The organism is Kitasatospora cathayae, assembly GCF_027627435.1.
Lineage (GTDB): Bacteria > Actinomycetota > Actinomycetes > Streptomycetales > Streptomycetaceae > Kitasatospora > Kitasatospora cathayae.
Map to the genome: position 1 here is coordinate 5,036,960 of NZ_CP115450.1, position 20,399 is coordinate 5,057,358.

The 20,399-nt window shown below is 72.1% G+C and carries 17 protein-coding genes, 3 tRNA genes and 2 pseudogenes; 16 read left to right on the forward strand and 6 right to left on the reverse strand.

What is annotated here, in order from left to right; translation table 11 throughout:
- Nucleotides 1-7: 7 nt before the first annotated feature.
- Nucleotides 8-570 (reverse strand): annotated as a pseudogene (locus O1G21_RS22465) (zinc-binding dehydrogenase); the annotation flags it as partial.
- 2 nt (nt 571-572) lie between these two features.
- Here O1G21_RS22465 and O1G21_RS22470 point away from each other — a divergent pair.
- Nucleotides 573-1,244: pseudogene (locus O1G21_RS22470) on the forward strand (LysR family transcriptional regulator substrate-binding protein); the annotation flags it as partial.
- Here the strand turns inward: O1G21_RS22470 and O1G21_RS22475 are convergent.
- The 3 genes from O1G21_RS22475 to O1G21_RS22485 form a co-directional block, all read right to left on the reverse strand.
- A complete protein-coding gene (locus O1G21_RS22475) occupies nt 1,241-2,296 on the reverse strand; it encodes a phosphatase PAP2 family protein (protein WP_270146417.1) in 1,056 nt (351 codons plus the stop codon). The pseudogene O1G21_RS22470 and the gene O1G21_RS22475 overlap by 4 nt on opposite strands.
- A gap of 143 nt (nt 2,297-2,439) precedes the next feature.
- Nucleotides 2,440-3,519, reverse strand: a complete 1,080-nt coding sequence (locus O1G21_RS22480; protein ID WP_270151181.1) for an aminopeptidase P family protein — start codon at nt 3,517-3,519, stop codon at nt 2,440-2,442.
- A 308-nt stretch (nt 3,520-3,827) separates the two neighbouring features.
- The gene (locus O1G21_RS22485) at nt 3,828-3,989 is read right to left on the reverse strand and encodes a hypothetical protein (protein WP_270146418.1); all 162 of its coding nucleotides are present in this window, start codon (nt 3,987-3,989) and stop codon (nt 3,828-3,830) included.
- A 189-nt stretch (nt 3,990-4,178) separates the two neighbouring features.
- Here O1G21_RS22485 and O1G21_RS22490 point away from each other — a divergent pair, with 189 nt between their 5' ends.
- The 3 genes from O1G21_RS22490 to O1G21_RS22500 all read left to right on the forward strand — a co-directional run bounded on the left by O1G21_RS22490 (nt 4,179) and on the right by O1G21_RS22500 (nt 5,554).
- Nucleotides 4,179-4,742, forward strand: a complete 564-nt coding sequence (locus O1G21_RS22490; RefSeq protein ID WP_270146419.1) for an ArsR/SmtB family transcription factor — start codon at nt 4,179-4,181, stop codon at nt 4,740-4,742.
- A gap of 101 nt (nt 4,743-4,843) precedes the next feature.
- Nucleotides 4,844-5,332: a hypothetical protein gene (locus tag O1G21_RS22495; RefSeq protein ID WP_270146420.1), complete on the forward strand. Its 489-nt coding sequence runs from the start codon at nt 4,844-4,846 to the stop codon at nt 5,330-5,332.
- Nucleotides 5,333-5,425: 93 nt separating this feature from the next.
- A complete protein-coding gene (locus O1G21_RS22500; RefSeq protein WP_270146421.1) occupies nt 5,426-5,554 on the forward strand; it encodes a hypothetical protein in 129 nt (42 codons plus the stop codon).
- Between the two features lie 123 nt (nt 5,555-5,677).
- On the opposite strand, the gene O1G21_RS22505 is transcribed toward O1G21_RS22500, so the two are convergent.
- Nucleotides 5,678-6,166 (reverse strand): YajQ family cyclic di-GMP-binding protein, encoded by a 489-nt coding sequence (locus O1G21_RS22505; protein WP_270146422.1) that lies wholly within the window; start codon nt 6,164-6,166, stop codon nt 5,678-5,680.
- 217 nt (nt 6,167-6,383) lie between these two features.
- Between O1G21_RS22505 and O1G21_RS22510 the strand changes: the two genes are divergently transcribed.
- The 9 genes from O1G21_RS22510 (at nt 6,384) to O1G21_RS22550 (ending at nt 18,132) form a co-directional block, all read left to right on the forward strand.
- Nucleotides 6,384-6,464, forward strand: a tRNA-Tyr gene (locus tag O1G21_RS22510).
- A gap of 314 nt (nt 6,465-6,778) precedes the next feature.
- Nucleotides 6,779-7,402: a tetratricopeptide repeat protein gene (locus tag O1G21_RS22515; RefSeq protein WP_270146423.1), complete on the forward strand. Its 624-nt coding sequence runs from the start codon at nt 6,779-6,781 to the stop codon at nt 7,400-7,402.
- Between the two features lie 395 nt (nt 7,403-7,797).
- The gene (locus tag O1G21_RS22520; protein ID WP_270146424.1) at nt 7,798-9,630 is read left to right on the forward strand and encodes an APC family permease; all 1,833 of its coding nucleotides are present in this window, start codon (nt 7,798-7,800) and stop codon (nt 9,628-9,630) included.
- Between the two features lie 429 nt (nt 9,631-10,059).
- Nucleotides 10,060-10,149 (forward strand): K(+)-transporting ATPase subunit F, encoded by a 90-nt coding sequence (gene kdpF / locus O1G21_RS22525; protein WP_141633550.1) that lies wholly within the window; start codon nt 10,060-10,062, stop codon nt 10,147-10,149.
- Between the two features lies 1 nt (nt 10,150).
- A complete protein-coding gene (kdpA, locus tag O1G21_RS22530) occupies nt 10,151-11,812 on the forward strand; it encodes a potassium-transporting ATPase subunit KdpA (RefSeq protein ID WP_270146425.1) in 1,662 nt (553 codons plus the stop codon).
- Nucleotides 11,812-13,929 carry a potassium-transporting ATPase subunit KdpB gene (gene kdpB / locus O1G21_RS22535; protein WP_270146426.1) on the forward strand — a complete coding sequence of 706 codons (2,118 nt, stop codon included), beginning with the start codon at nt 11,812-11,814 and terminating at the stop codon, nt 13,927-13,929. The genes kdpA and kdpB overlap by 1 nt, the downstream gene beginning before the upstream one ends.
- A 22-nt stretch (nt 13,930-13,951) precedes the next feature.
- A complete protein-coding gene (gene kdpC / locus O1G21_RS22540; protein ID WP_270146427.1) occupies nt 13,952-14,581 on the forward strand; it encodes a K(+)-transporting ATPase subunit C in 630 nt (209 codons plus the stop codon).
- Nucleotides 14,582-14,732: 151 nt separating this feature from the next.
- Nucleotides 14,733-17,465, forward strand: coding sequence for a sensor histidine kinase (locus O1G21_RS22545; RefSeq protein WP_270146428.1), 2,733 nt, complete (start codon nt 14,733-14,735; stop codon nt 17,463-17,465).
- Nucleotides 17,458-18,132 (forward strand): response regulator, encoded by a 675-nt coding sequence (locus tag O1G21_RS22550; RefSeq protein ID WP_270146429.1) that lies wholly within the window; start codon nt 17,458-17,460, stop codon nt 18,130-18,132. The genes O1G21_RS22545 and O1G21_RS22550 overlap by 8 nt, the downstream gene beginning before the upstream one ends.
- Before the next feature lie 262 nt (nt 18,133-18,394).
- Here O1G21_RS22550 and O1G21_RS22555 read toward each other — a convergent pair whose 3' ends face one another.
- Nucleotides 18,395-19,663, reverse strand: coding sequence for an amidohydrolase family protein (locus tag O1G21_RS22555; protein WP_270146430.1), 1,269 nt, complete (start codon nt 19,661-19,663; stop codon nt 18,395-18,397).
- Nucleotides 19,664-19,890: 227 nt separating this feature from the next.
- Between O1G21_RS22555 and O1G21_RS22560 the strand changes: the two genes are divergently transcribed.
- The 3 genes from O1G21_RS22560 (at nt 19,891) to rpmG (ending at nt 20,327) form a co-directional block, all read left to right on the forward strand.
- Nucleotides 19,891-19,963: transfer RNA gene (locus O1G21_RS22560), tRNA-Thr, on the forward strand.
- Nucleotides 19,964-20,006: 43 nt separating this feature from the next.
- Nucleotides 20,007-20,079: transfer RNA gene (locus O1G21_RS22565), tRNA-Met, on the forward strand.
- A gap of 83 nt (nt 20,080-20,162) precedes the next feature.
- On the forward strand, nt 20,163-20,327 hold the full coding sequence (rpmG, locus tag O1G21_RS22570; RefSeq protein ID WP_006604855.1) for a 50S ribosomal protein L33: 165 nt from the start codon (nt 20,163-20,165) through the stop codon (nt 20,325-20,327).
- Nucleotides 20,328-20,399: the final 72 nt, after the last annotated feature.

The window sequence follows — 20,399 nt, forward strand, 5'->3', positions numbered from 1 at the left end:
GGGCGGGTCAGTCGCCGATCCGGACGATCATCTTGCCGGTGTTGGCGCCGCGCAGCATGCCGAGGAAGGCGTCCACCACGCGGTCGAAGCCGTCCACGACCGTCTCGTCCGGGACGAGGGCGCCGGAGCGCAGGTGCGGGACGAGGAAGTCGTACAGCTCGGGGCGGGCGTCCAGGTGGTTGCGGACCAGGGAGCCCTCCAGGCGCAGGCTCTTGCCGACCACGTCGTAGAGGTTGCGCGGCGCGGCCGGCGGGTTCTTCGCGTCGTCGTACTGGGCGACGGCGCCGCACCAGGCGATCCGGCCGTGGTCGCGCATCGCGCCGATCGCGCCCTCCAGGTGGGCGCCGCCGACGTTGTCGAGGTAGACGTGCAGTCCGTCCGGGGCGGCCTCGCGCAGCCGGTCGGCGATCGGGCCGTCGTGGTCGAAGGCGGCGTCGAAGCCGAGGTGCTCGGTGAGGTGGGCGGCCTTGGCGGCGGAGCCGGTGCTGCCGACGATCCGTCCGGCGCCGAGCAGCCGGGCGATCCGGCCGCGGCGGTGCCGACGCCGCCGGCCGCGGCCGAGACGAACAGGGCTGGCCGTGATGGGCCCCGAGGTACGGGGTGCCGGCGCCGGCCCGGCGGGGACGGTGACCGGAACGCTGCGGATCGCCGCCTTCCGCAGCGCCGCCGCCCACCTGCTGCCGCCCGTCCTGGCCCGGCTGGCCGCCGAGCACCCCGGGCTCACCCCGCACGTGCGGATCGTCCGGGAGCTCGGCCGGGGCACCGCCGGCGAGGTCGCCGACGGGCGCGCCGACCTGGGGCTGGCCACCCTGGACGCGGGCGGCCCGCCGCCCGTCCCCGGCCTGATCGCGGTGCGGCTGTACCGGGAGTCGTACGCCCTCGCGCACCCGCAGGACCACCCGGAGCCCCGCCGACTGCCGCTGGTCGACTGGGCCGAGAACTGCGACTCCTACACCAGGGACTGGTGGCGGCGGCAGGACTGGCTCCCGCCGGCGACCGTCGACGCGGAGGACGACACGGTGGCGCTCTCGCTGGTCGCCCAGGGCCTGGGCATGGCGATCATGCCCCGGACGGCGCTGCTCGGCGCCCCGCCCGGGCTGGCCGTCACCGACCTCGGCCCCCGGCCGCCCAGCCGCTTCGTCGGGTACGTCACCACGCCCGAGCTGGCCGGGACGCCCGCCGTCCGGGCGCTGATCCGCGAACTGCGCGCGCTGCCGCTGCCGGCCGGGCTGAGCGCCGCCTAGTCTTCGACGCTCTCCCGGAGCCTGCGGAACTCGGCGGCCAGCGCGTCCGGGGTGTAGTGGGCGTTGAGACCGCTCGGGCTGGGACGATCGGCCCGCCGGTCGCGCAGCCACCGCAGGCCGAGGACCACCACGGCCGCGTACGTCCAGCCCGCGAGGATGTCCACGATGAAGTGCTCGGCGCCGTAGACCAGGGTGAACGCCATCGCGAGCGGATAGGCGACCAGCAGCGCCCGCAGCCGGGGCCCGGCGGTCGGCCAGAAGAGGAAGAGCAGCATCGCCGGGTAGGCGGAGTGCAGCGAGGGCATCGCGGCGACGTCGTTGGCGAACTGGCTGCCGTTCTCCAGCAGCGAGTCGGCCTGCGGCAGGCCCATGGTGGAGATGGTCTCCCAGACCACCCGGTGCAGCGGCGGCAGGTTGCCCTGCTGGGCGACCAGCCACGGCGGGTCGGCCGGGTAGAGCAGGTAGGTGGCGAAGCCGGCGAAGGTCAGCGTGAAGTAGCAGGCGAGCAGCTGCCGGAAGCGCTGGTGGGAGCGCCGCCAGAGCACGGCGAGCAGGACGAAGACCACGAGGAAGTGGGAGAGGTAGACAGCCGTCGCCGCGTAGTCGTACCAGTGCGGTGAACCCGGGGTGTAGAGCGCGTGCTGGATCCGTACGGTCCAGGTCTCGCCGAGGCCGAGCACCTCGTCGGCGCGCAGCTGGGGCAGCCAGTGCGGGGCCCACGGGGTGTGCGCGCCGTAGCCGCGCAGCAGGGAGTAGACCCAGACCACGGCCATCACCGGGATCCAGTCGCGCAGCACCGGCAGGAAGCCGCGCGGGCCGTGGCCGCTGTGGAGGGCGGCGGTCAGCAGGGCGCCGATCAGCCAGAGGAACACCACGTCGTTGGCGAAGGCCATGCCCTGGGTGGCCAGGAACCAGACGAAGCCGGTCAGGTAGGCCGGCCAGGCCAGCAGCCGCAGTCTCGACAGGCCGGTTCGGTGGTCGGGGGCGGTCGCGGGGCGCAGTCGTCCGGCCCGCACCGGGGGCGGTGGGGCCGGGCTGAGCAGCTTCGTCATGCTCACTGAAACTAGCAACGCAAGCTTGGAGGACTCTGGGTGAACTATGACCGCCTCGTAAGAAAATCGCAGGCTTGGGTCAAATCTCGCCGGGCAGGCGGGCAGGCGGGCAGGCGGGCAGGTGGGCAGGCGGGTCAGGCGGGTCAGGCCACGATGCCGAGGTCGTGCGGGGTGTTGTTGAAGCGCCGCCCGCCGTTCGCGGTCACGGTGACGATGTCCTCGATCCGCACCCCGAACCGCCCCGGCAGGTAGACGCCCGGCTCGATCGAGAAGCACATGCCGGGCACCAGCGGCCGCTCCTCGCCCTCGACCAGGTACGGCGGCTCGTGGGTGGTGATGCCGATGCCGTGGCCGGTGCGGTGGATGAAGTACTCGCCGTAGCCGCCCTCGGTGATCACCCGGCGGGCGATCCGGTCGATCTCCTGGCAGCTCACCCCGGGCCGGACCGCCTCGAAGGCGGTCTGCTGGGCGAGCCGGACCAGGTCGTGCACCTTCCGCACCTCGGCCGGGGCGTCCGGGCCGACGTGCACGGTGCGGGTGGTGTCGGAGCCGTAGCCGTCCTTGAGGCCGCCGAAGTCCAGCACCACGGTGTCGCCGGGCCGGATGATCCGGTCCCCGGCCTCGTGGTGCGGGTTGGCGCCGTTGGGGCCGGAGCCGACCACGGTGAAGTCGACCTGGCTGTGCCCGTACTGGATCAGCAGCGCGCCGAGGTCGGCGGCCACGTCGGTCTCCCGGCGGCCGGCGAAGGCGACCTCCAGGATGCTCCGGTAGGCGGCGTCCGCGGCGCCGCCGGCCGCGGCCAGGCGGGCCAGCTCCTCGGCGTCCTTGACCGCGCGCAGCATCGGCAGGGTCTCGGTGAGCGAGGTGAAGACGGTGCCGGGAAGGGCGGACTGGAGGCCGAGCAGGTGCATCGCCCAGGCGTTGTCGGAGATGCCGTAGCGCCCGGCCGGGTCGAACAGCGGGCCGGCGGTGGCGTACGGGTCCTCGCCGTCGGACCAGTCGAGCAGGTCGACGGCCGGGGCGCCGACCGCCTTCTCGGCGTCCGGGCGCTCCAGCTTGGGGACGATCAGCGCGGGGCGGCGCCCCGCGCTGAGGACGAGCGCGGTGAGCCGCTCGGTGATCGCGGTGGGCTGGTAGCCGCACAGGTAGGTCAGGTCGGGGCCGGGGGCGACCACCAGGCCGGCCAGACCGGCGGCGGTCGCCTCGGCGGTGGCCCGGGCCATCCGGGCGGTGTGGTCCTCGGTGGTGAACGGACGGGTCACGGTTCTGCCTCCTCGGGGGCCGGACGAACTGCTTCCTGCACTTCCTTGGATGTTCAACTGCACCACAGTCAGCGGTTGTTGGCGTAGACCCCCGGCGGTGCCGGGAGACCATCGGACGGATTCCGGGTCAGGACGACGTGCTTCCTACGGCGCCGCGCAGCTCCTGGGCCTCCTGGGCCTCCTGGACGGCTGGCTTGGCGGTGGCCCCAGGCGAGCGCCGACCCGGCTTGCGCAGCCGCCGGAACAGGTACGGGATCAGCAGCCGAGGATCAGCGGACCGGCGCCGACGATCCCGGTGCACGACCCCACTGGCACCAGACGGCCGCGAAGCCGAGCGGCTTCGACAGGCCCTCCGGGGCCCGGCGGTGGATCCCGCCCTCCCGGCCGGAGGCCGGCTCGGCGGAGATCGGCGCGGTCGGCGGCAGGGACACCCCGGCGGGCTCTCCCGGACCGGGTGGGGCGAGCCCGGGGAACTCACGCGGCCATGGAACTCACGCGTCCGTGGAACTCATCGGTCCTCCTCCGGTACGGCCCCGGTCGGCTGCGCGGGGTGTGCCGCCGGGAGGGACCCCGGGGGCAGGCCGTACCCGGTCAGTTCACCCGGTTGCCCCGTCCTCCGCATGCGGCATGCGCCCGTGCGGGTGATCGGCGGTCAGCTGGGTGTCGATGTCGCGGCGCTGAAGCCGCTCGCCGACCCGCTGCGCCTCGCCATCCTCGGCGCCCTGAAGTCCGCCGAGGACCGCCCGCGGACCGCCAAGGAGCTCGCCGCCGAGCTCGGTGAGCCGCAGACCAAGCTCTACCGGCACATCGAGCAGCTGGAGAAGGCCGGGCTGATCCTGGTGGCCGGCACCCGGCTGGTCTCCGGCACCGTGGAGAGCCGCTACCGGGTCGCCCAGGACTCGATCCGGCTCGCCCCGGAGATGTTCACCACCGACTCCCCGGCCCGCTCCGGGGCGTACGACGCGATGCTGGCCACGCTCGACCGGGTCCGCGGCGACTTCCGCAGCCAAGTGGCCGACGGACGGCTGGGACTTCGGCCAGTCGTAGGACGGTTCGGGCACTCCGTCCGGCCTGTTCGCGAACTTCGCGCTGCGGATCCGCCCGGAGCGGCCGGCCCGGCTGCACGCCCAACTGCAGGAGATCCTCGACGAGCTGGCGGCGGAAGCTCCGAGTACTGTCGATGACGCCGTGGACGTCACCTCTTCACCTGCTCTACGGTCTTCGGCCGGGCACGGAATCATAAATTCCGCGCCTACTGTCGGTGTGGTGGGACACCATGTCCGGCATGTCGTATGAACTCCAAGCGCTGATAGGCACGTTGGAGCTGCTGACGGTGGCGGCGGCGGAAGTGCCGGTGGCCCGGGTGGTGCCGCTGGCGCAAGGGCTGGCGCTGATCCCGGTCACCTCCGCCGTGCTGGCCGCGCTCCAGGGCGACGGCGTCGTGCCCAAGTCCGGCAGCGGGGCGGGATTCGGCTGGCACCCGGACGGCTTCGAACTCCGGCTCGCCGCCTGGTCCAAGGCCGGTCCGATCGCCTGCGTCGAGGCCGAGTTCTGGGGCGGCAACGGCACCCAGCGGGCCGCCGTCTGGTCGGACGGCCGGGTCGTCCTGGGGCCGCTCACCATGGGCGAGTTCGAGCCGGCACCGGCCGAGGGCACGCCGATCTCCCGGGTCCTGCGGCGGCTCGGCGGGTACGTCGAGCCCGGGCGGGTGGACGAGTTCGCCTCGGTCGGGCTGGGGGCGCACCGCAGCACCGCCGCCTGGGCGGCCGGCTGAGCCCCGGACGATCCGACGGGGTGTCAAAGCACGACGTGCCGCCGTTCGGCGTACCCGCGGTGGCTACGTCCGGACGGCGACCGCACACCGCCGGTGACCACGCCGGCCCCGCCCAGGCGCCCCGGCTCCGCACCCGCGGGCCTCCAGGGGCAACTCGACACCCTGCGCGGCCAGGCGAGGGTCCTGACCGCCGCCACCCACCCCCACCCCGCCGCCCGCTGACCCGCTGCGCCGAGCTGACCCGCCGCACCGAAGCGAAAGGTCCCACCGACGCGAACGGCCCCGCCCCCGGATCCGGGAGCGGGGCCGTGCCGTCCGGTCCCGAGGGCGGGGAGCGGCGGTCGACTAGCGGTAGTTCACGAACTGGATCGCGAAGTCCAGGTCCTTGCCCTTGAGCAGGGCCTGGACGGCCTGGAGGTCGTCGCGGCTCTTGGAGCTGACGCGCAGCTCGTCGCCCTGGACCTGGGCCTTGACGCCCTTCGGGCCCTCGTCCCGGATGATCTTCGCGACCTTCTTGGCATCCTCCGTGGTGATGCCCTCCTTGATGTTCGCGAAGATCTTGTACTCCTTGCCGGACAGCTGCGGCTCCCCGGCGTCCAGAGCCTTCAGCGACAGGCCGCGCTTGACGAACTTCGTCTGCAGCACGTCCAGGATGGCCCGCACGCGCTCCTCGCCGTTGGCCTTCATCTCGATCTTCTCGCCCGAGCGGCTGATCTCGCCGCCCACGCCCTTGAAGTCGAAGCGGGTGGCGATCTCACGGGAGGTCTGGTTGATCGCGTTGTCGACCTCCTGCCACTCGACCTTCGAGACGATGTCGAAACTGGAGTCGGCCATGGGTGTTGGTCTCCTTGATGCTCTGGCTTCACTGGCACGGCCCGCCCCACCGGGCGCCCGCCGCCCAAGCCTATCCAGCGCCACCCCGGCCCCGCCCGCGACAGTCGCGCGGCGGTTCTCGATCGTCGCGTGATCTACCGAGTGGCGGACCACCCCCGGGGATCAGGTATGGTTTACCAAGTCGAACAGGGCGAGAGCCCCGGGAGGCGAAAATCCTGGCTGGTTGCCCGAGCGGCCAAAGGGAGCAGACTGTAAATCTGTCGCGCAAGCTACGCAGGTTCGAACCCTGCACCAGCCACAGGATAGAAAACAGCCCCTGATCTGCGGAAGCGCAGATCAGGGGCTGTTTCGTTGTGTTCGAACACTGGTCACGCCGGATGGTCGTTTTGCGTGGTTCGTCTCACCTCGTTTCGCCCGGATCCCAGTCCTGACCAGCGGTTCCGGACCAGGGGCGGAGCAGGATCGGTGTGACCGCGCGCTTCAGCCGGCGAGTGAGCGCGAGGCTTGGCGAGCCATCGTTCAGCGTCGGGACTGGCATGATCGCCGGGTGGCGGATGTTCGCTTTCCGGCATGCCGGGGATCGGCGTGGCCGTGGCACGGGGGTGGTCACTGATGGCTCGGTGGTTCCGTCGGCGGTCGGAGCCCGACGAGGAGTTGGTATCGGTACGGCTGCCGGCTGGCAGGGCCGCCGAGATGCCGCCGGACGAGGAGCTGGCCGAGCTGACGGCTGAGGCGGAGCTGGGCGACGATGTGGCGATGGGGCACCTGGCGACGGCCCTGCATCTGAAGGGTGACCGGGCCGGCGCGCTGCGCTGGTGGGGCCGGGCGTGGGCGGCCGGGAACGTGGTTGCCGGCTTCAACCTGGGGATGCTGCACGCGGTGGCCGGTGACGCGAACCGCGCACAGGTGGTCTGGGAGAAGGTCGCGGCGCTCGGCGATCCGGACGCCATGCTGGGGCTCGTCAAGCAGGCGCTCGACCGTGGCGATGCGGCTGGTGTCGAGCGCTGGGCGTCGGTGATCCTCGCGCAGGACGAGGCGTTCCCGATCACCGCGCTGGGCGTGGCCTTCCGGGACCGCGGCGACCTGGAGCGCGCCGTACAGGCGTTCCTGCGCGCGGAGGAACTGGGCGACGGGTACGCGATGGAGTACCGGGCCCGGATCCTGGCTGCCCGGGGGCAGCACGAGGAGGCTGACGCGCTGCGAGCACGGGCGGCGACGGCCGAGCGGATGCTCTGAGGTCGCCATCAGGAGTCCTCGGGTGCCGGCGGGGGTGCGGCCCGCCGTTGGAGCCGTTCGGTGATGAGCCGGAGCACACTCGGCCACCGGACCGGGGGGTCGTCCGGCCGCCGGTGGCAGGGGTTATTGCACATTACTTGCAATTACCCTGTGAAGGCAGCACAGTGGATGGCCGGGGGTGGGAGTCCTTCGAGCTGATCGTCTTCCCAACCGGCGTCCGCCGGGACAACGGCTCACCCACCCCCGCCAACGGCCCTCCTCCCGTCGTGCGGCGGTCGCGTCAAGACCGCGTCAAGGCCACTGGTGGTGGCGTCAGGAACCCGTAGGGGCGAGTGGGTGCCCGGGCGTGCGAACCGCAGGATTCGGAGCAACTACCGACTGCGGAGGGCCGTCCGATGTCCAGCGCCACTTCCACCCCGGCCGTGACGGCCGAGCCCGAGCCGCCTGATACCGGGGCGGGTGACGAGCGGCACCGGCTCAGCGTGCTCGGCGGGCTGGCGGCGCTGTCGCTGGACGCGATGGCGTCGGTGGCGTACGGCCCGGAGTCGATCGTGCTGGTGCTGGCCGCCGCCGGTTCGTACGGGCTCGGCTTCACGCTGCCGGTCACGGTGGCGATCGTCGTGCTGCTCGCGGTGCTGGTCGCCTCCTACCGGCAGGTGATCGCGGCCTTCCCGGACGGCGGCGGCTCCTACGCGGTGGCCAAGGCCCACCTGGGCCGCCGGACGGCGTTGACCGCGGCCGCCTCGCTGGTGATCGACTACGTCCTGAACGTCGCGGTCTCGGTGACCGCCGGCGTGGCCGCGCTGACCTCCGCCCTCCCGGGCCTGTACGACGACCGGGTCTGGCTCTGCCTGGGAGTGCTCGCCCTGGTGACCGCCGTCAACCTGCGCGGCATCGCCGAGTCGGCGCGCTGGTTCATGGCGCCGACGGCCGTCTTCGTCCTCGCCGTCCTGGCGATCGTCGTGGTCGGCCTGTTCCGCGACGCGCCGGCGAGCACCGAGGCCGCCGCCAGCCACGCCTCGGTGCTCGCCGAGAACGCCAGCGCGGTCGGCGCGCTGTTGCTGCTGAAGGCCTTCGCGGCCGGCTGCTCGGCGCTGACCGGCGTCGAGGCGGTGGCCAACGCCGTCCCCTCCTTCCGGACCCCGCGGGTGAAGCGGGCCCAGTACACCGAGGTCGCGCTCGGCGCCCTGCTCGGCGTGATGCTGATCGGCCTGGCCGTGCTGATCGGCCGCTTCCACCTCCAGCCGGTCGACGGCGTCACCGTGCTCGCTCAGCTCGCGGACGCCTCGCTCGGCCACGGCACCGGCTTCTACGTCGTCCAGTTCGCCACCGTGGTCCTGCTCGGCCTGGCCGCCAACACCTCCTTCGGCGGTCTGCCGGTGCTGATGGACCTGCTCGCCCGGGACAACCACCTCCCGCACGTCTTCGCGCTGCGCGCCGACCGCCAGGTGTACCGGTACGGCGTGCTGTTCCTGGCCGCGGTGTCGGCCGTGCTGCTGGTCGGCTCCGGCGGCGACGTCAACAGCCTGGTGCCGCTCTTCTCCATCGGTGTGTTCGTCGGCTTCACCGTCTGCCAGGTCGGCATGGTCCGGCACTGGTACCGGAACCGCCCGGCCGGCTGGCGATGGAAGGCCGCGCTGAACGGTTTCGGCGCGCTGCTGACCGGCCTCGCGGCGATCGTGGTGACCGGCACCAAGTTCACCGAGGGCGCCTGGGGCATCGTGGTCGCCCTGCCGCTGCTGGTGCTGCTGTTCGAGGCCATCCACCGCAGCTACGGGCGGATCGGCGAACGCCTGGAGCTCGGCCGGGTGCCGGGCCCGGTGACCCGCCGGCGCAGCCTGGTGGTGGTCCCGGTGACGGCGATCACCCGGCTCACCCGGGACGGCCTGTCGGCGGCGCTGTCGCTGGGCGACGAGGTGTTCGCGGTGACCGTGGTGCACGATCCGGCCGACGCCGAGGCGCTGCGCCGGGACTGGGAGCTGTGGCAGCCCGGTGTGCCCCTGCTGGAGATCCCGGACGGCCACCGGCAGCTCGGCCGGCCGATCGCCGCGTTCGTCAACAAGCTCGGCGAGGAGCGTGCCTACGACCGGCTCACCGTGCTGATCCCCGAGGTCGAGCCCGCCCACTGGTGGCAGCGCGCGCTGCAGAACCGGCGCGGCGCCGTGATCGACCGCGCCCTGCGCCGGCACACCGACGCGGTGGTCTGCCGGCTGCGGATGCGGATGTGACCGGATGCGGATGTGACCGGCGGCGGAGGCCCGTGCACGGCCCCGGACGGCGAGCGGCGGTTTCCAGCTGCCGTCCGGGGCCGTTCGTCGTCCCACCACCCGTGCGCGTCAAGGTCCCGTCAACGACCGGTCGTCACCCGTATGGACGGCGTCAGGGCCTCCTGAACGCGCCCTTGACGGCTGGTTTGCTGCATCTGCCGGTCGTCCGCCGGTGCCGCACGGAAGCCCTTCGGTCCGTCCGCGGCATCTCCCGAACCACGCTGGTGGAGCCCATGTCCGACCTCATCTACGTCGGTGTCACGGTCGCCGTGTTCGCCGTCATCGCCCTGATCGCGCGGGGGGTGGAGAAGCTGTGAGTGAGCGCAGCGAGCGAACCATCGAGAGGTGCGGGTTGCGCGAAGCGCCTGCCGAGCGCAGCGAGGTGGGCGCATGAGTGCCGAGAACCTCGCAGGTCTCATCGTGGCCGTCGCTCTTGTCGGCTACCTCGTCGTGGCGCTGATCTACCCGGAGAAGTTCTGACATGGGCTCCACTCTCGCGGGCTGGCTGCAGGCCCTGGCCCTGGTGGCCGCGCTGGTCCTGTGCTACCGGCCCCTGGGCGACTACATCGCCCGCATCCTGACCACCTCCAGGCACCTCGGAGTCGAGCGCGGCATCTACAAGGTGATCGGCGTGGACGGGGACGCCGACCAGCGCTGGCCGGTGTACCTGCGCTCGGTGCTGGCCTTCTCGGCCGTCTCGGTGCTCTTCCTCTACGGCCTGATCCGCCTCCAGGGCTACCTGCTGCTGAACCTGGGCGTCCAGCAGATGGACGGCCACCAGGCCTGGAACACCGCGATCTCGTTCGTCACCAACACCAACTGGCAGTCGTACTCGGGCGAGTCCGCGATGGGCCACCTGGTGCAGATGGCGGGCCTGGCGGTGCAGAACTTCGTCTCCGCGGCCGTCGGCATCGCCGTCGTGGCGGCGCTGATCCGGGGCTTCACCCGGAACCGGACGGACCGGCTGGGCAACTTCTGGGTCGACCTGGTCCGGATCAACCTGCGGCTGCTGCTGCCGCTGTCGGTCGTGTTCGCGCTGGTGCTGGTCGCCAACGGCGTGATCCAGAACTTCCACGGCTTCCACGAGATCACCGGCCTGGCCGGTGACGTGCAGAAGATCCCGGGCGGGCCGGTGGCCTCCCAGGAGGTCATCAAGGAGCTGGGCACCAACGGCGGCGGCTTCTTCAACGCCAACTCGGCGCACCCGTTCGAGAACCCGACCGGGTTCACGAACTGGCTGGAGATCTTCCTGATCCTGGTGATCCCGTTCGCGCTGCCGCGCACCTTCGGCAAGATGGTCGGCGACAACCGCCAGGGCTACGCGATCGTCGCGGTGATGGGCCTGTTCTGGGTCGCCTCGGTCGCCCTGATGACCTTCGCCGAGTCGCAGCACTCCGGCACCGCCCTGCAGGCGGCCGGCGCGGCGATGGAGGGCAAGGAGCAGCGCTTCGGTATCGCGGCCTCCAGCCTGTTCGCCACCTCGACGACGCTGACCTCGACCGGTGCGGTGGACTCCTTCCACGACTCGTTCACGCCGTTCGGCGGCGGGCTGACGGTCTTCAACATGATGCTGGGCGAGATCGCGCCCGGCGGTGTGGGCTCGGGCCTGTACGGCATGCTGATCCTGGCGGTCGTCGCGGTGTTCGTGGCCGGTCTGATGGTCGGCCGCACCCCCGAGTACCTGGGCAAGAAGCTCGGCGGTCGGGAGATGAAGTTCGCCTCGCTGTACATCCTCACCACTCCCGCGCTGGTGCTGGTCGGCACCGGTGTGGCGATGGCGCTGCCGGGTGAGCGGGCCGGGATGCTCAACTCGGGCGCCCACGGCTTCTCCGAGGTGCTGTACGCCTTCACCTCCGCGAGCAACAACAACGGTTCGGCGTTCGCCGGCATCACCGTCAACACCGACTGGTACGACACCGCGCTCGGCCTGTGCATGGTGCTCGGCCGCTTCCTGCCGATGGTGTTCGTGCTGGCGCTGGCGGGCTCGCTCGCCCAGCAGCAGCCGGTGCCGGCCACCCCGGGCACCCTGCCCACCCACGAGCCGCTGTTCGTGGGCCTGCTGTCGGGCGTCGTGCTGATCGTCGTCGGCCTCACCTACTTCCCGGCCCTGGCCCTCGGACCGCTCGCGGAAGGTCTCTCCTGATGTCCACCCCTACGCTCAACCCCGCACCGGCCGACAGCACGGCCGAGGCCGCCGCACCGCACAGAGTGCGGAGCGGTCTGCTCGACCCGAAGCTGATCCTCGCGTCCCTGCCGGACGCGGTGAAGAAGCTCGACCCCCGGGTGATGATCAAGAACCCGGTCATGTTCGTGGTCGAGGTCGGCTCGGTGGTCACCACGATCTCCGCGATAGCCAGCCCCAGCGTGTTCGCCTGGTCGATCACCGTGTGGCTCTGGCTCACCACGGTCTTCGCCAACCTGGCGGAGGCCGTCGCCGAGGGCCGCGGCAAGGCCCAGGCCGACACCCTGCGCAAGACCAAGACCGAGTCCGTCGCCCGCCGGCTCACCAACTGGCCGGCCACCCAGGACGAGGAGGAGGTGCCTGGCACCGCGCTGCGGCTCGGCGACCACGTGGTGGTCGAGGCCGGGCAGGTCATCCCCGGTGACGGTGACGTGGTCGAGGGTGTCGCGAGCGTCGACGAGTCGGCGATCACCGGTGAGTCCGCGCCGGTCATCCGCGAATCCGGCGGTGACCGCTCCGCCGTCACCGGCGGCACGAAGGTGCTGTCCGACCGGATCGTGGTGAAGATCGCCTCGGAGCCCGGCAAGTCGTTCATCGACCGGATGATCGCCCTGGTCGAGGGCGCGGCCCGGCAGAAGACGCCGAACGAGATCGCGCTCAACATCCTGCTGGCCTCGCTGACCATCGTCTTCCTGGTCGCCGTGGTGACCCTGCAGCCGATGGCCACCTACGCGGGTGCCCCGCAGTCGATGATCGTCCTGGTCGCCCTGATCGTGGCGCTGATCCCGACCACCATCGGCGCGCTGCTGTCCGCGATCGGCATCGCCGGTATGGACCGGCTGGTGCAGCGCAACGTGCTGGCGATGTCCGGGCGCGCCGTCGAGGCCGCCGGCGACGTCAACACCCTGCTGCTCGACAAGACCGGCACCATCACCCTGGGCAACCGCCAGGCCGCCGAGTTCCTGCCCGCCCCCGGCGTGGGCACCGACGAACTGGCGAGCGCCGCCCAGCTCTCCTCGCTCGCGGACGAGACGCCGGAGGGCCGCTCGATCGTGGTCCTGGCCAAGACCGAGTACGGTCTGCGGGCCCGCGCTCAGGGCGAGCTTGCCCATGCCACCTGGGTCCCGTTCACGGCCCAGACCCGGATGTCGGGGGTTGACCTGGACGAGGCCGAAGGCACCCACCAGGTCCGCAAGGGCGCCGCCGGCGCCGTCTCCAACTGGGTGACGGACAACGGAGGGTCGGTCGGCGACGAGGTCTCCGCCCTGGTCGACGGAATCTCCGCCGCCGGCGGCACCCCGCTGGTGGTGGCCACCAAGGTCGGCAGCAGGCCTGCCCGGGTCCTGGGTGTCATCCACCTGAAGGACGTGGTGAAGGAGGGCATGCGGGAGCGGTTCGACGAGCTGCGCCGGATGGGCATCAAGACCATCATGATCACGGGCGACAACCCGCTGACCGCCAAGGCGATCGCGGAGGAGGCCGGCGTGGACGACTTCCTCGCCGAGGCCACGCCCGAGGACAAGATGGCCCTGATCAAGAAGGAGCAGGAGGGCGGCAAGCTGGTCGCGATGACCGGCGACGGCACCAACGACGCCCCCGCGCTCGCCCAGGCCGACGTCGGCGTCGCGATGAACACCGGGACCATGGCGGCCAAGGAGGCCGGCAACATGGTCGACCTGGACTCCAACCCCACCAAGCTGATCGAGATCGTGGAGATCGGCAAGCAGCTGCTGATCACCCGCGGCGCGCTGACCACGTTCTCGATCGCCAACGACGTGGCCAAGTACTTCGCGATCATCCCCGCGATGTTCGCCGGGGTCTACCCGGGCCTGAGCCACCTCAACATCATGGGCCTGCACAGCCCCCAGTCCGCGATCACCTCCGCGATCGTCTTCAACGCCCTGGTCATCATCGGCCTGATCCCACTCGCCCTGCGCGGCGTGAAGTACCGCCCGTCCGACGCCAGTTCGCTGTTGCGCCGCAACATCGGGATCTACGGCTTCGGCGGTCTGGTGGTGCCGTTCGTCGGCATCAAGCTGATCGACCTGATCGTCCAGTTCATCCCCGGCCTCAACTGACGCAGGGAAGGAGAGAAACACCATGTCCAAGCCCCTGCCGACGACCGTCCGCACCCACTTCACCGCGCTGCGCGTGCTCCTGGTGCTCACGGTGATCCTGGGAGTCGCCTACCCGCTGCTGATCACCGGGATCAGCCAGGCCGTCTTCAGCGACAAGGCCAACGGCTCGATCGTGAAGTCCGATGGCAAGGAGGTCGGTTCGAGCCTGCTCGGCCAGAACTACGACCTGCCGAAGAAGAACCCCGACGACCCGAAGGAGGAGCCGGTGCCGGACCCGAAGTGGTTCCAGCCCCGGCCCTCCGCCAACAACCACGCTGGCGACAACTCCGGCGCCAGCAACCTCGGCCCGAACAGCGACGACCTGCTGAAGGCCGTCAACGACCGCCGCGCCGCCGTCGCCGCCTTCGACGGCGTCGACCCGGCGAGCGTGCCTGCCGACGCGCTGACCGCCTCCGGCTCCGGCCTCGACCCGCACATCTCGGTGGCGTACGCCAAGGAGCAGGTCAACCGGGTCGCCAAGGAGCGCAAGCTGCCGGTGGAGACGGTCGCCAAGCTGGTCGACCGGTACACCGAGGGCCGCTCGCTCGGCTTCCTCGGTCAGGAGGGCGTCAACGTCGTCCTCCTCAACAAGGCGATCAGCGAGCAGAAGTGACCGAACGATGACACCCCACGACATACCAGGGTGACCGGGCCGACCCGGGCGCGGGAGGATGCCTCCGCGCCCGGGTCGGCCGCCCCGTATCCCCGTATCCGCCGCCGCGTACCGTCCAGCCGTCACCTCCCGATGGAAAGAAGCAGTGCCCATGGCCCGCGACCTCACCCCCGGCTCCGGCGTCCGCACCGGTCGGCTGAGGGTGTACCTCGGTTCCGCCCCGGGGGTCGGCAAGACCTACCGGATGCTGGACGAGGCCCGGCGCAGACAGGAACGCGGGGCCGACGTCGTGGTCGGGTACATCGAGTGCCACGGCCGCCGCCACACCGAGGCCATGACCGAGGGGCTGGAGGTCCTGCCGCGGGCCCACCGCTCCTACCGCGACGCCGAGTTCGAGGAGATGGACCTCGACGCGGTGCTCGCCCGCCGCCCGTCCGTCGTCCTGGTCGACGAGCTGGCGCACACCAACATCCCCGGCGGACGCAACGCCAAGCGCTGGCAGGACATCGAGGAACTGCTCGCCGCCGGGATCGACGTCATCACGACCGTCAACATCCAGCACCTGGAATCGCTGAACGACGTCGTCCAGAAGATCACCGGCATCCCCCAGCGCGAGACCGTCCCGGACGAGGTCGTCCGCCGGGCCGACCAGATCGAACTCGTCGACATGGCCCCGCAGGCGCTGCGCCGGCGCATGGCCCACGGCAACGTCTACAAGGCCGAGAAGGTGGACGCCGCGCTCTCCAACTACTTCCGGGTCGGCAATCTCACCGCCCTGCGCGAACTCGCCCTGCTCTGGGTGGCCGGGCGGGTCGACGAGGGGCTGCGCGACTACCGGGCAGCGCACAGCATCGACCGGGTCTGGGAGACCCGCGAGCGGGTGGTGGTCGCCCTCACCGGCGGCCCGGAGGGCGAGACCCTGATCAGACGCGCCGCCCGGATCTCCCGCCCGGCTCCCCCCACCACCCCTGGCCGAGACGCTCCGCGTCGCCCCTCTCTTCGCACCGCCGGCGGCGAACTGCTGGCCGTCCACGTCTCCCGCAGCGACGGCCTGGCCGGCGCCTCCTCCGGCGCGCTCGCCCAGCAGCGCCGGCTGGTGGAGACCCTCGGCGGCAGCTACCACGTGGTGGTCGGCGACGACATCCCCACCGCGCTGCTCGCCTTCGCCCGCGCCCACCACGCCACCCAGCTGGTGCTCGGCACCAGCCGCCGCGGCCGGATCAACCGCTTCCTCACCGGCCCCGGCATCGGCGAGACCACCGTGGACGCCTCCGAGGACATCGACGTCCACATGGTCACCCACGAGTTCACCGGCCGCGGCCGGCTGCCCTCGCTGGGCCGGCGCCACTCCCGGCGCCGCACCATCGCCGGCTACCTCGCCGGCTTCGTGCTGCCCGGGCTGCTCACCGCCGTGCTCTCCCAGGCGCACGCCACCATCAACCTCACCACCGACGCGCTGATCTTCCAGCTCGGCGTGGTCATCGTCGCCCTGCTCGGCGGCGCCATGTCCGCCCTGCTGGCCGCGTTCATCGCCTCGGTGCTGCTGAACTACTACTTCATCCCGCCGGTCCACAGCCTGACCATCAACGAGACCAACAACATCGTCGCCCTGGTGGTGTTCGCCGCCATCGCGCTCTCCGTCTCCACCGTGGTCGACCACGCCGGCCGGCTCACCACCCGGGCCGCCCGCGCGACCGCCGAGGCCGAGACCCTCTCCACCCTGGCCGGCAGCGTGCTGCGCGGCGCCGACGCGCTGCCCGCCCTGCTGGAGAAGTCCCGTACGGCCTTCGGCATGCGGACCGTCGCGCTGCTCTCCCGCTCCGACGGCGAGGTGCTCGCCCACTGCGCGGACCGAGCCGAAGGGGGCGCCGGAGCGAAGAGTGTCGGCACCGGGACAGAGCGCCCGGAGGCGAGCGGGCGAGTAACCGCCGAGCACCCGGACGACGGGGAGGGGCCGCACGAGACCACCGAGGTCCCGGTCGGCGCCGACGCCGTCCTGGTGCTCACCGGCCGCCGGCTGCCCGCCGCCGACCAGCGGGTGCTCACCGCCTTCGCCGCCCACGTCGGCGCCGCGCTGGAACGTGACCGGCTGGCCGTGGTCGCCGCCGAGGTCGAGCCGATCAAGGCCGCCGACCGGATGCGCACCGCGCTGCTCGCCGCCGTCAGCCACGACCTGCGCACCCCGCTCGCCGCCGCCCGCGCCTCGGTCGGCTCGCTGCGCAGCCCCGACGTCGAGTTCTCGCCCGAGGACCAGGCCGAACTCCTCGCCACCGCCGACGAGTCGCTGGTCAAACTCACCCGGCTGGTGGACAACCTGCTCGACATGAGCCGCCTCCAGGCCGGCGCCCTCACCCTGCACCTCACCGGGACCCACCTGGACGAGGTCCTGCCCAGGGCGCTCGACAGCCTCCCCGACCCGTACGCGCCGGTCCGGCCGCTCGACCTGGACGGCGCCCCGCCGGTGCTCGCCGACCCGCCGCTGCTGGAACGGGTGCTCGCCAACGTGATCACCAACGCGCTGCGGTACAACGCCCCCGGCGCGCCCGTCCTGGTCACCGCCAGTCACCACGCCGACCTGGTCGAGATCCGGGTGATCGACCGCGGCCCCGGCATCGCCCCCGAGGACCGCGATCGGGTCTTCCTGCCCTTCCAGCGCCTCGGCGACACCGACAACACCACCGGCGTCGGCCTGGGGCTTGCTCTCTCCCGCGGTCTCGCCGAGGCCATGGGCGGCAGCCTGGAGGTCGAGGACACCCCCGGGGGCGGCACCACCATGCTGCTCACCCTGCCCGCAGCCGCCGAGCCCGCCGCCGCCGGGCCCGCCGCCGCCGAGCACTTCGCCGCCGAGCACTTCGCCACTGGGAAGGAGCCACCGCATGAGTGAGATCCTGATCGTCGACGACGAACCGGCCATCCTGCGCACCCTGCGGATCAACCTCAGCGCCCGCCAGTACGCCGTCCGCACCGCCGCCACCGGCGGGGAGGCGCTCGACCGGGCCGCGCACTCCGTCCCGGACGCCGTCCTGCTCGACCTCGGTCTGCCCGACCTCGACGGCATGGACGTGCTGCGCGGACTGCGCACCCGCAGCCCGATGCCGGTCATCGTGCTCTCCGGCCGGTCCGACGCCGCCGACAAGATCGACGCCCTCGACGCGGGCGCCGACGATTACCTCACCAAGCCCTTCCTGATGGACGAACTGCTGGCCCGGTTACGGGCGGTGCTGCGCCGGCCGCTGGGCGCCGTCCCGCCGGGTCGACCGGTGATCGGCGACCACACCGTCGACCTCGCCGCCACCACGGTGCTCGGCCCGGGCGGCCCGGTGCGGCTCACCCCGACCGAGTGGCGGATCCTCAGCCTGCTGCTCGCCAACCCCGGCCGGCTGGTCCCCGGGCGGCAGATCCTGCGCGAGGTGTGGGGGCCGGCCCAGGAGGCGCGCGGCAACTACCTGCGGGTCTACCTGGCCGGGCTGCGCCGCAAACTGGAGCGCGATCCGGCCCGCCCGCGCCACCTGATCACCGAGCCGGGGATCGGGTACCGGTACGTGCCGTAGGACGTGTCCGACACGCCCCTGGTCGGCCACGTCAACGAGCCGTCAAGAGGCGGTTCGTGGGCGACAGGAGGGCGTCAAGGCCGGTCGGGGGCGGTGGTCCGCGGTCGTAGTGTCAGGGCTGGAACGAGCGGGCCCTGCTCCGTGTGGGGGAAGTCCGGGACCGCTCCAGCCGCCGTCCAAGGACGGCCAGCAGGTGGGGAAGGGGCGCGCGACACAGATCGCGCGCCCCTTTGGCTTCCGCCGGTGCCCCGTGAACCGGTGCTCAGCAGCCCGCGCCGCCGGACTGCCGGGGCAGCGCCAGCGCCACGGTGTCCGCGAACTCCCGTACCGCGCTGGTCCGGCTGACCACCCGGCCGCTGTGCACCACCAGCCGGCTGTGCCCGCCCGCGAGCGCCCCGGCCAGGCTGTCCCCGCGCACCGCCAGCAACTCCGCCGGGAAGCCGGCGTCCACCCGGACCGGCGGCAGCCCGAGCGCCGCCCTGGCCTGGTTCGCCACCGCGTCGTACGCCGCCTCCGGGTCCAACTCCCCACCGGCGGCGAGCAGATAGGCGGACTCCAGCGGATCGGCCCGGCCGACCGGGTTGGACTGGTCCCGCAGGGCCCCGCTGCCCGCCGCCAGCGGCACCCGGGCAGCGGTCAACTCCCGTACCAGGCCCGGCCGCGGGCCGGCCGGACGGCCCTCCAGCCCGGTGCAGCCGCCGTTCTGCGGCAGCCAGACCACCCGCACCCCGCTGGTCGCCAGCACGGTGGACGCGCCGCGGGCCAGCGCCCCGCACGGGCCGAGCGTCACCCGAGGCCGCAGCGGAGCCAAGGCGCTTGCCAGCCTGGCGAGTTGGACCGAATCCTCGGCGGTGGTGTGCAGGTCCACCGGACAGTCCGCCTCCCGGGCGGCCTCCAGCAGCAGGTGCACGTACCCGGCCGGGTCCGGGTCCAGCTCCGGGCAGCCGCCGGCCGCCGTGGCGCCCAGCTTGAGGGCCTCGCGCAGTTGTGCCCGTCCGTCCGCGCCGGCCCGGCCGGTGAGCAGCCGGGGCATCGCCACCGCTTGGAGCTCGGCCAAGCCCCGCAGCGCCTGGCGGGCGGTGAGCACCGCCTCCAGTCGGCGCAGCCCGTGCACGTCGCCGATCCGTACGTGGGTGCGCTGGGCGGTGGCGCCGTAGCCGAGCGAGGTGAGCGCGGCCTCGGTGACCCGGCGGGTGAGGTCGGCGGGGGTGTCCGGCGGCGGGGCGGGCAGGGCGGCGGAGAAGGCGCTGTCGTAGTGGGCGTGCGCCTCGGCGGGGGCCGGGAGCAGCAGGTAGCCGCGGAGGTCGATCCGGGCGCCGGTGGTGACGGTGGGGGTGCCGGGCAGGGCGGGCAGCGGGCCGAGGCTGCCGACGGTGCCGACCGCCTGGATCCGGTCACCGCTGATCCGGACGTCCACCACCCGTCCGTCGGCCAGTCGGGCTCCGGTGAACAGCAGGACCGGGCCGTGCCCGAGCGGGTTGGCCGCCGGGTCGGGCTCGGAGTGCGGCCCGTCGGCGGCTGCGCTGTCCATCGCCGGCTCCTTCTCGTGCCCCGACCAATGAGCGTCGAGCCTATGGCGGACGGGGGTGGGGTGCCGGGAGGCGGGCAATAGTCGTATCGGCTCGGGGCGCGGGGCTCGCGGGCCGGTCGAACGCCCGGCCTCGGATCGGTCGTCCGTCCCCCTCGCCCACCTGCGGTCTTCGCTCCGGGATACGGATTTCACCTCTGGGCGCGGAACGTGTAATCTCTTCCTCGTTCGCCCCTATAGCTCAGTCGGTAGAGCGTCTCCATGGTAAGGAGAAGGTCTGCGGTTCGATTCCGCATGGGGGCTCTGGTGAAAGGCAGTCAGCTTCGGCTGTGCTGCTGATCACTGTGGCGGTGTAGCTCAGTTGGTAGAGCAAGCGGCTCATAATCGCTGTGTCACCGGTTCAAGTCCGGTCACCGCTACCCCGCGTAGTCGGTCGGGAGATCGCACTCCCGGTCGGCTACTCTTGTTGTGTTCTTATTCGTTGTCCAAGGAAGGCACTCCCGTGGCTGCCACCGACGTCCGCCCGAAGATCACGCTGGCCTGCGTGGAGTGCAAGGAGCGGAACTACATCACCAAGAAGAACCGGCGCAACGACCCGGACCGTCTTGAGATGAAGAAGCACTGCCCCCGCTGCAACTCGCACACCGCGCACCGCGAGACCCGCTGACCCTGTCGCAGGGCTCCGGGCCTGTGTGAATTCAGGTCTTCGACTCCGGGCCGCATCCCTCAACAGGGGGTG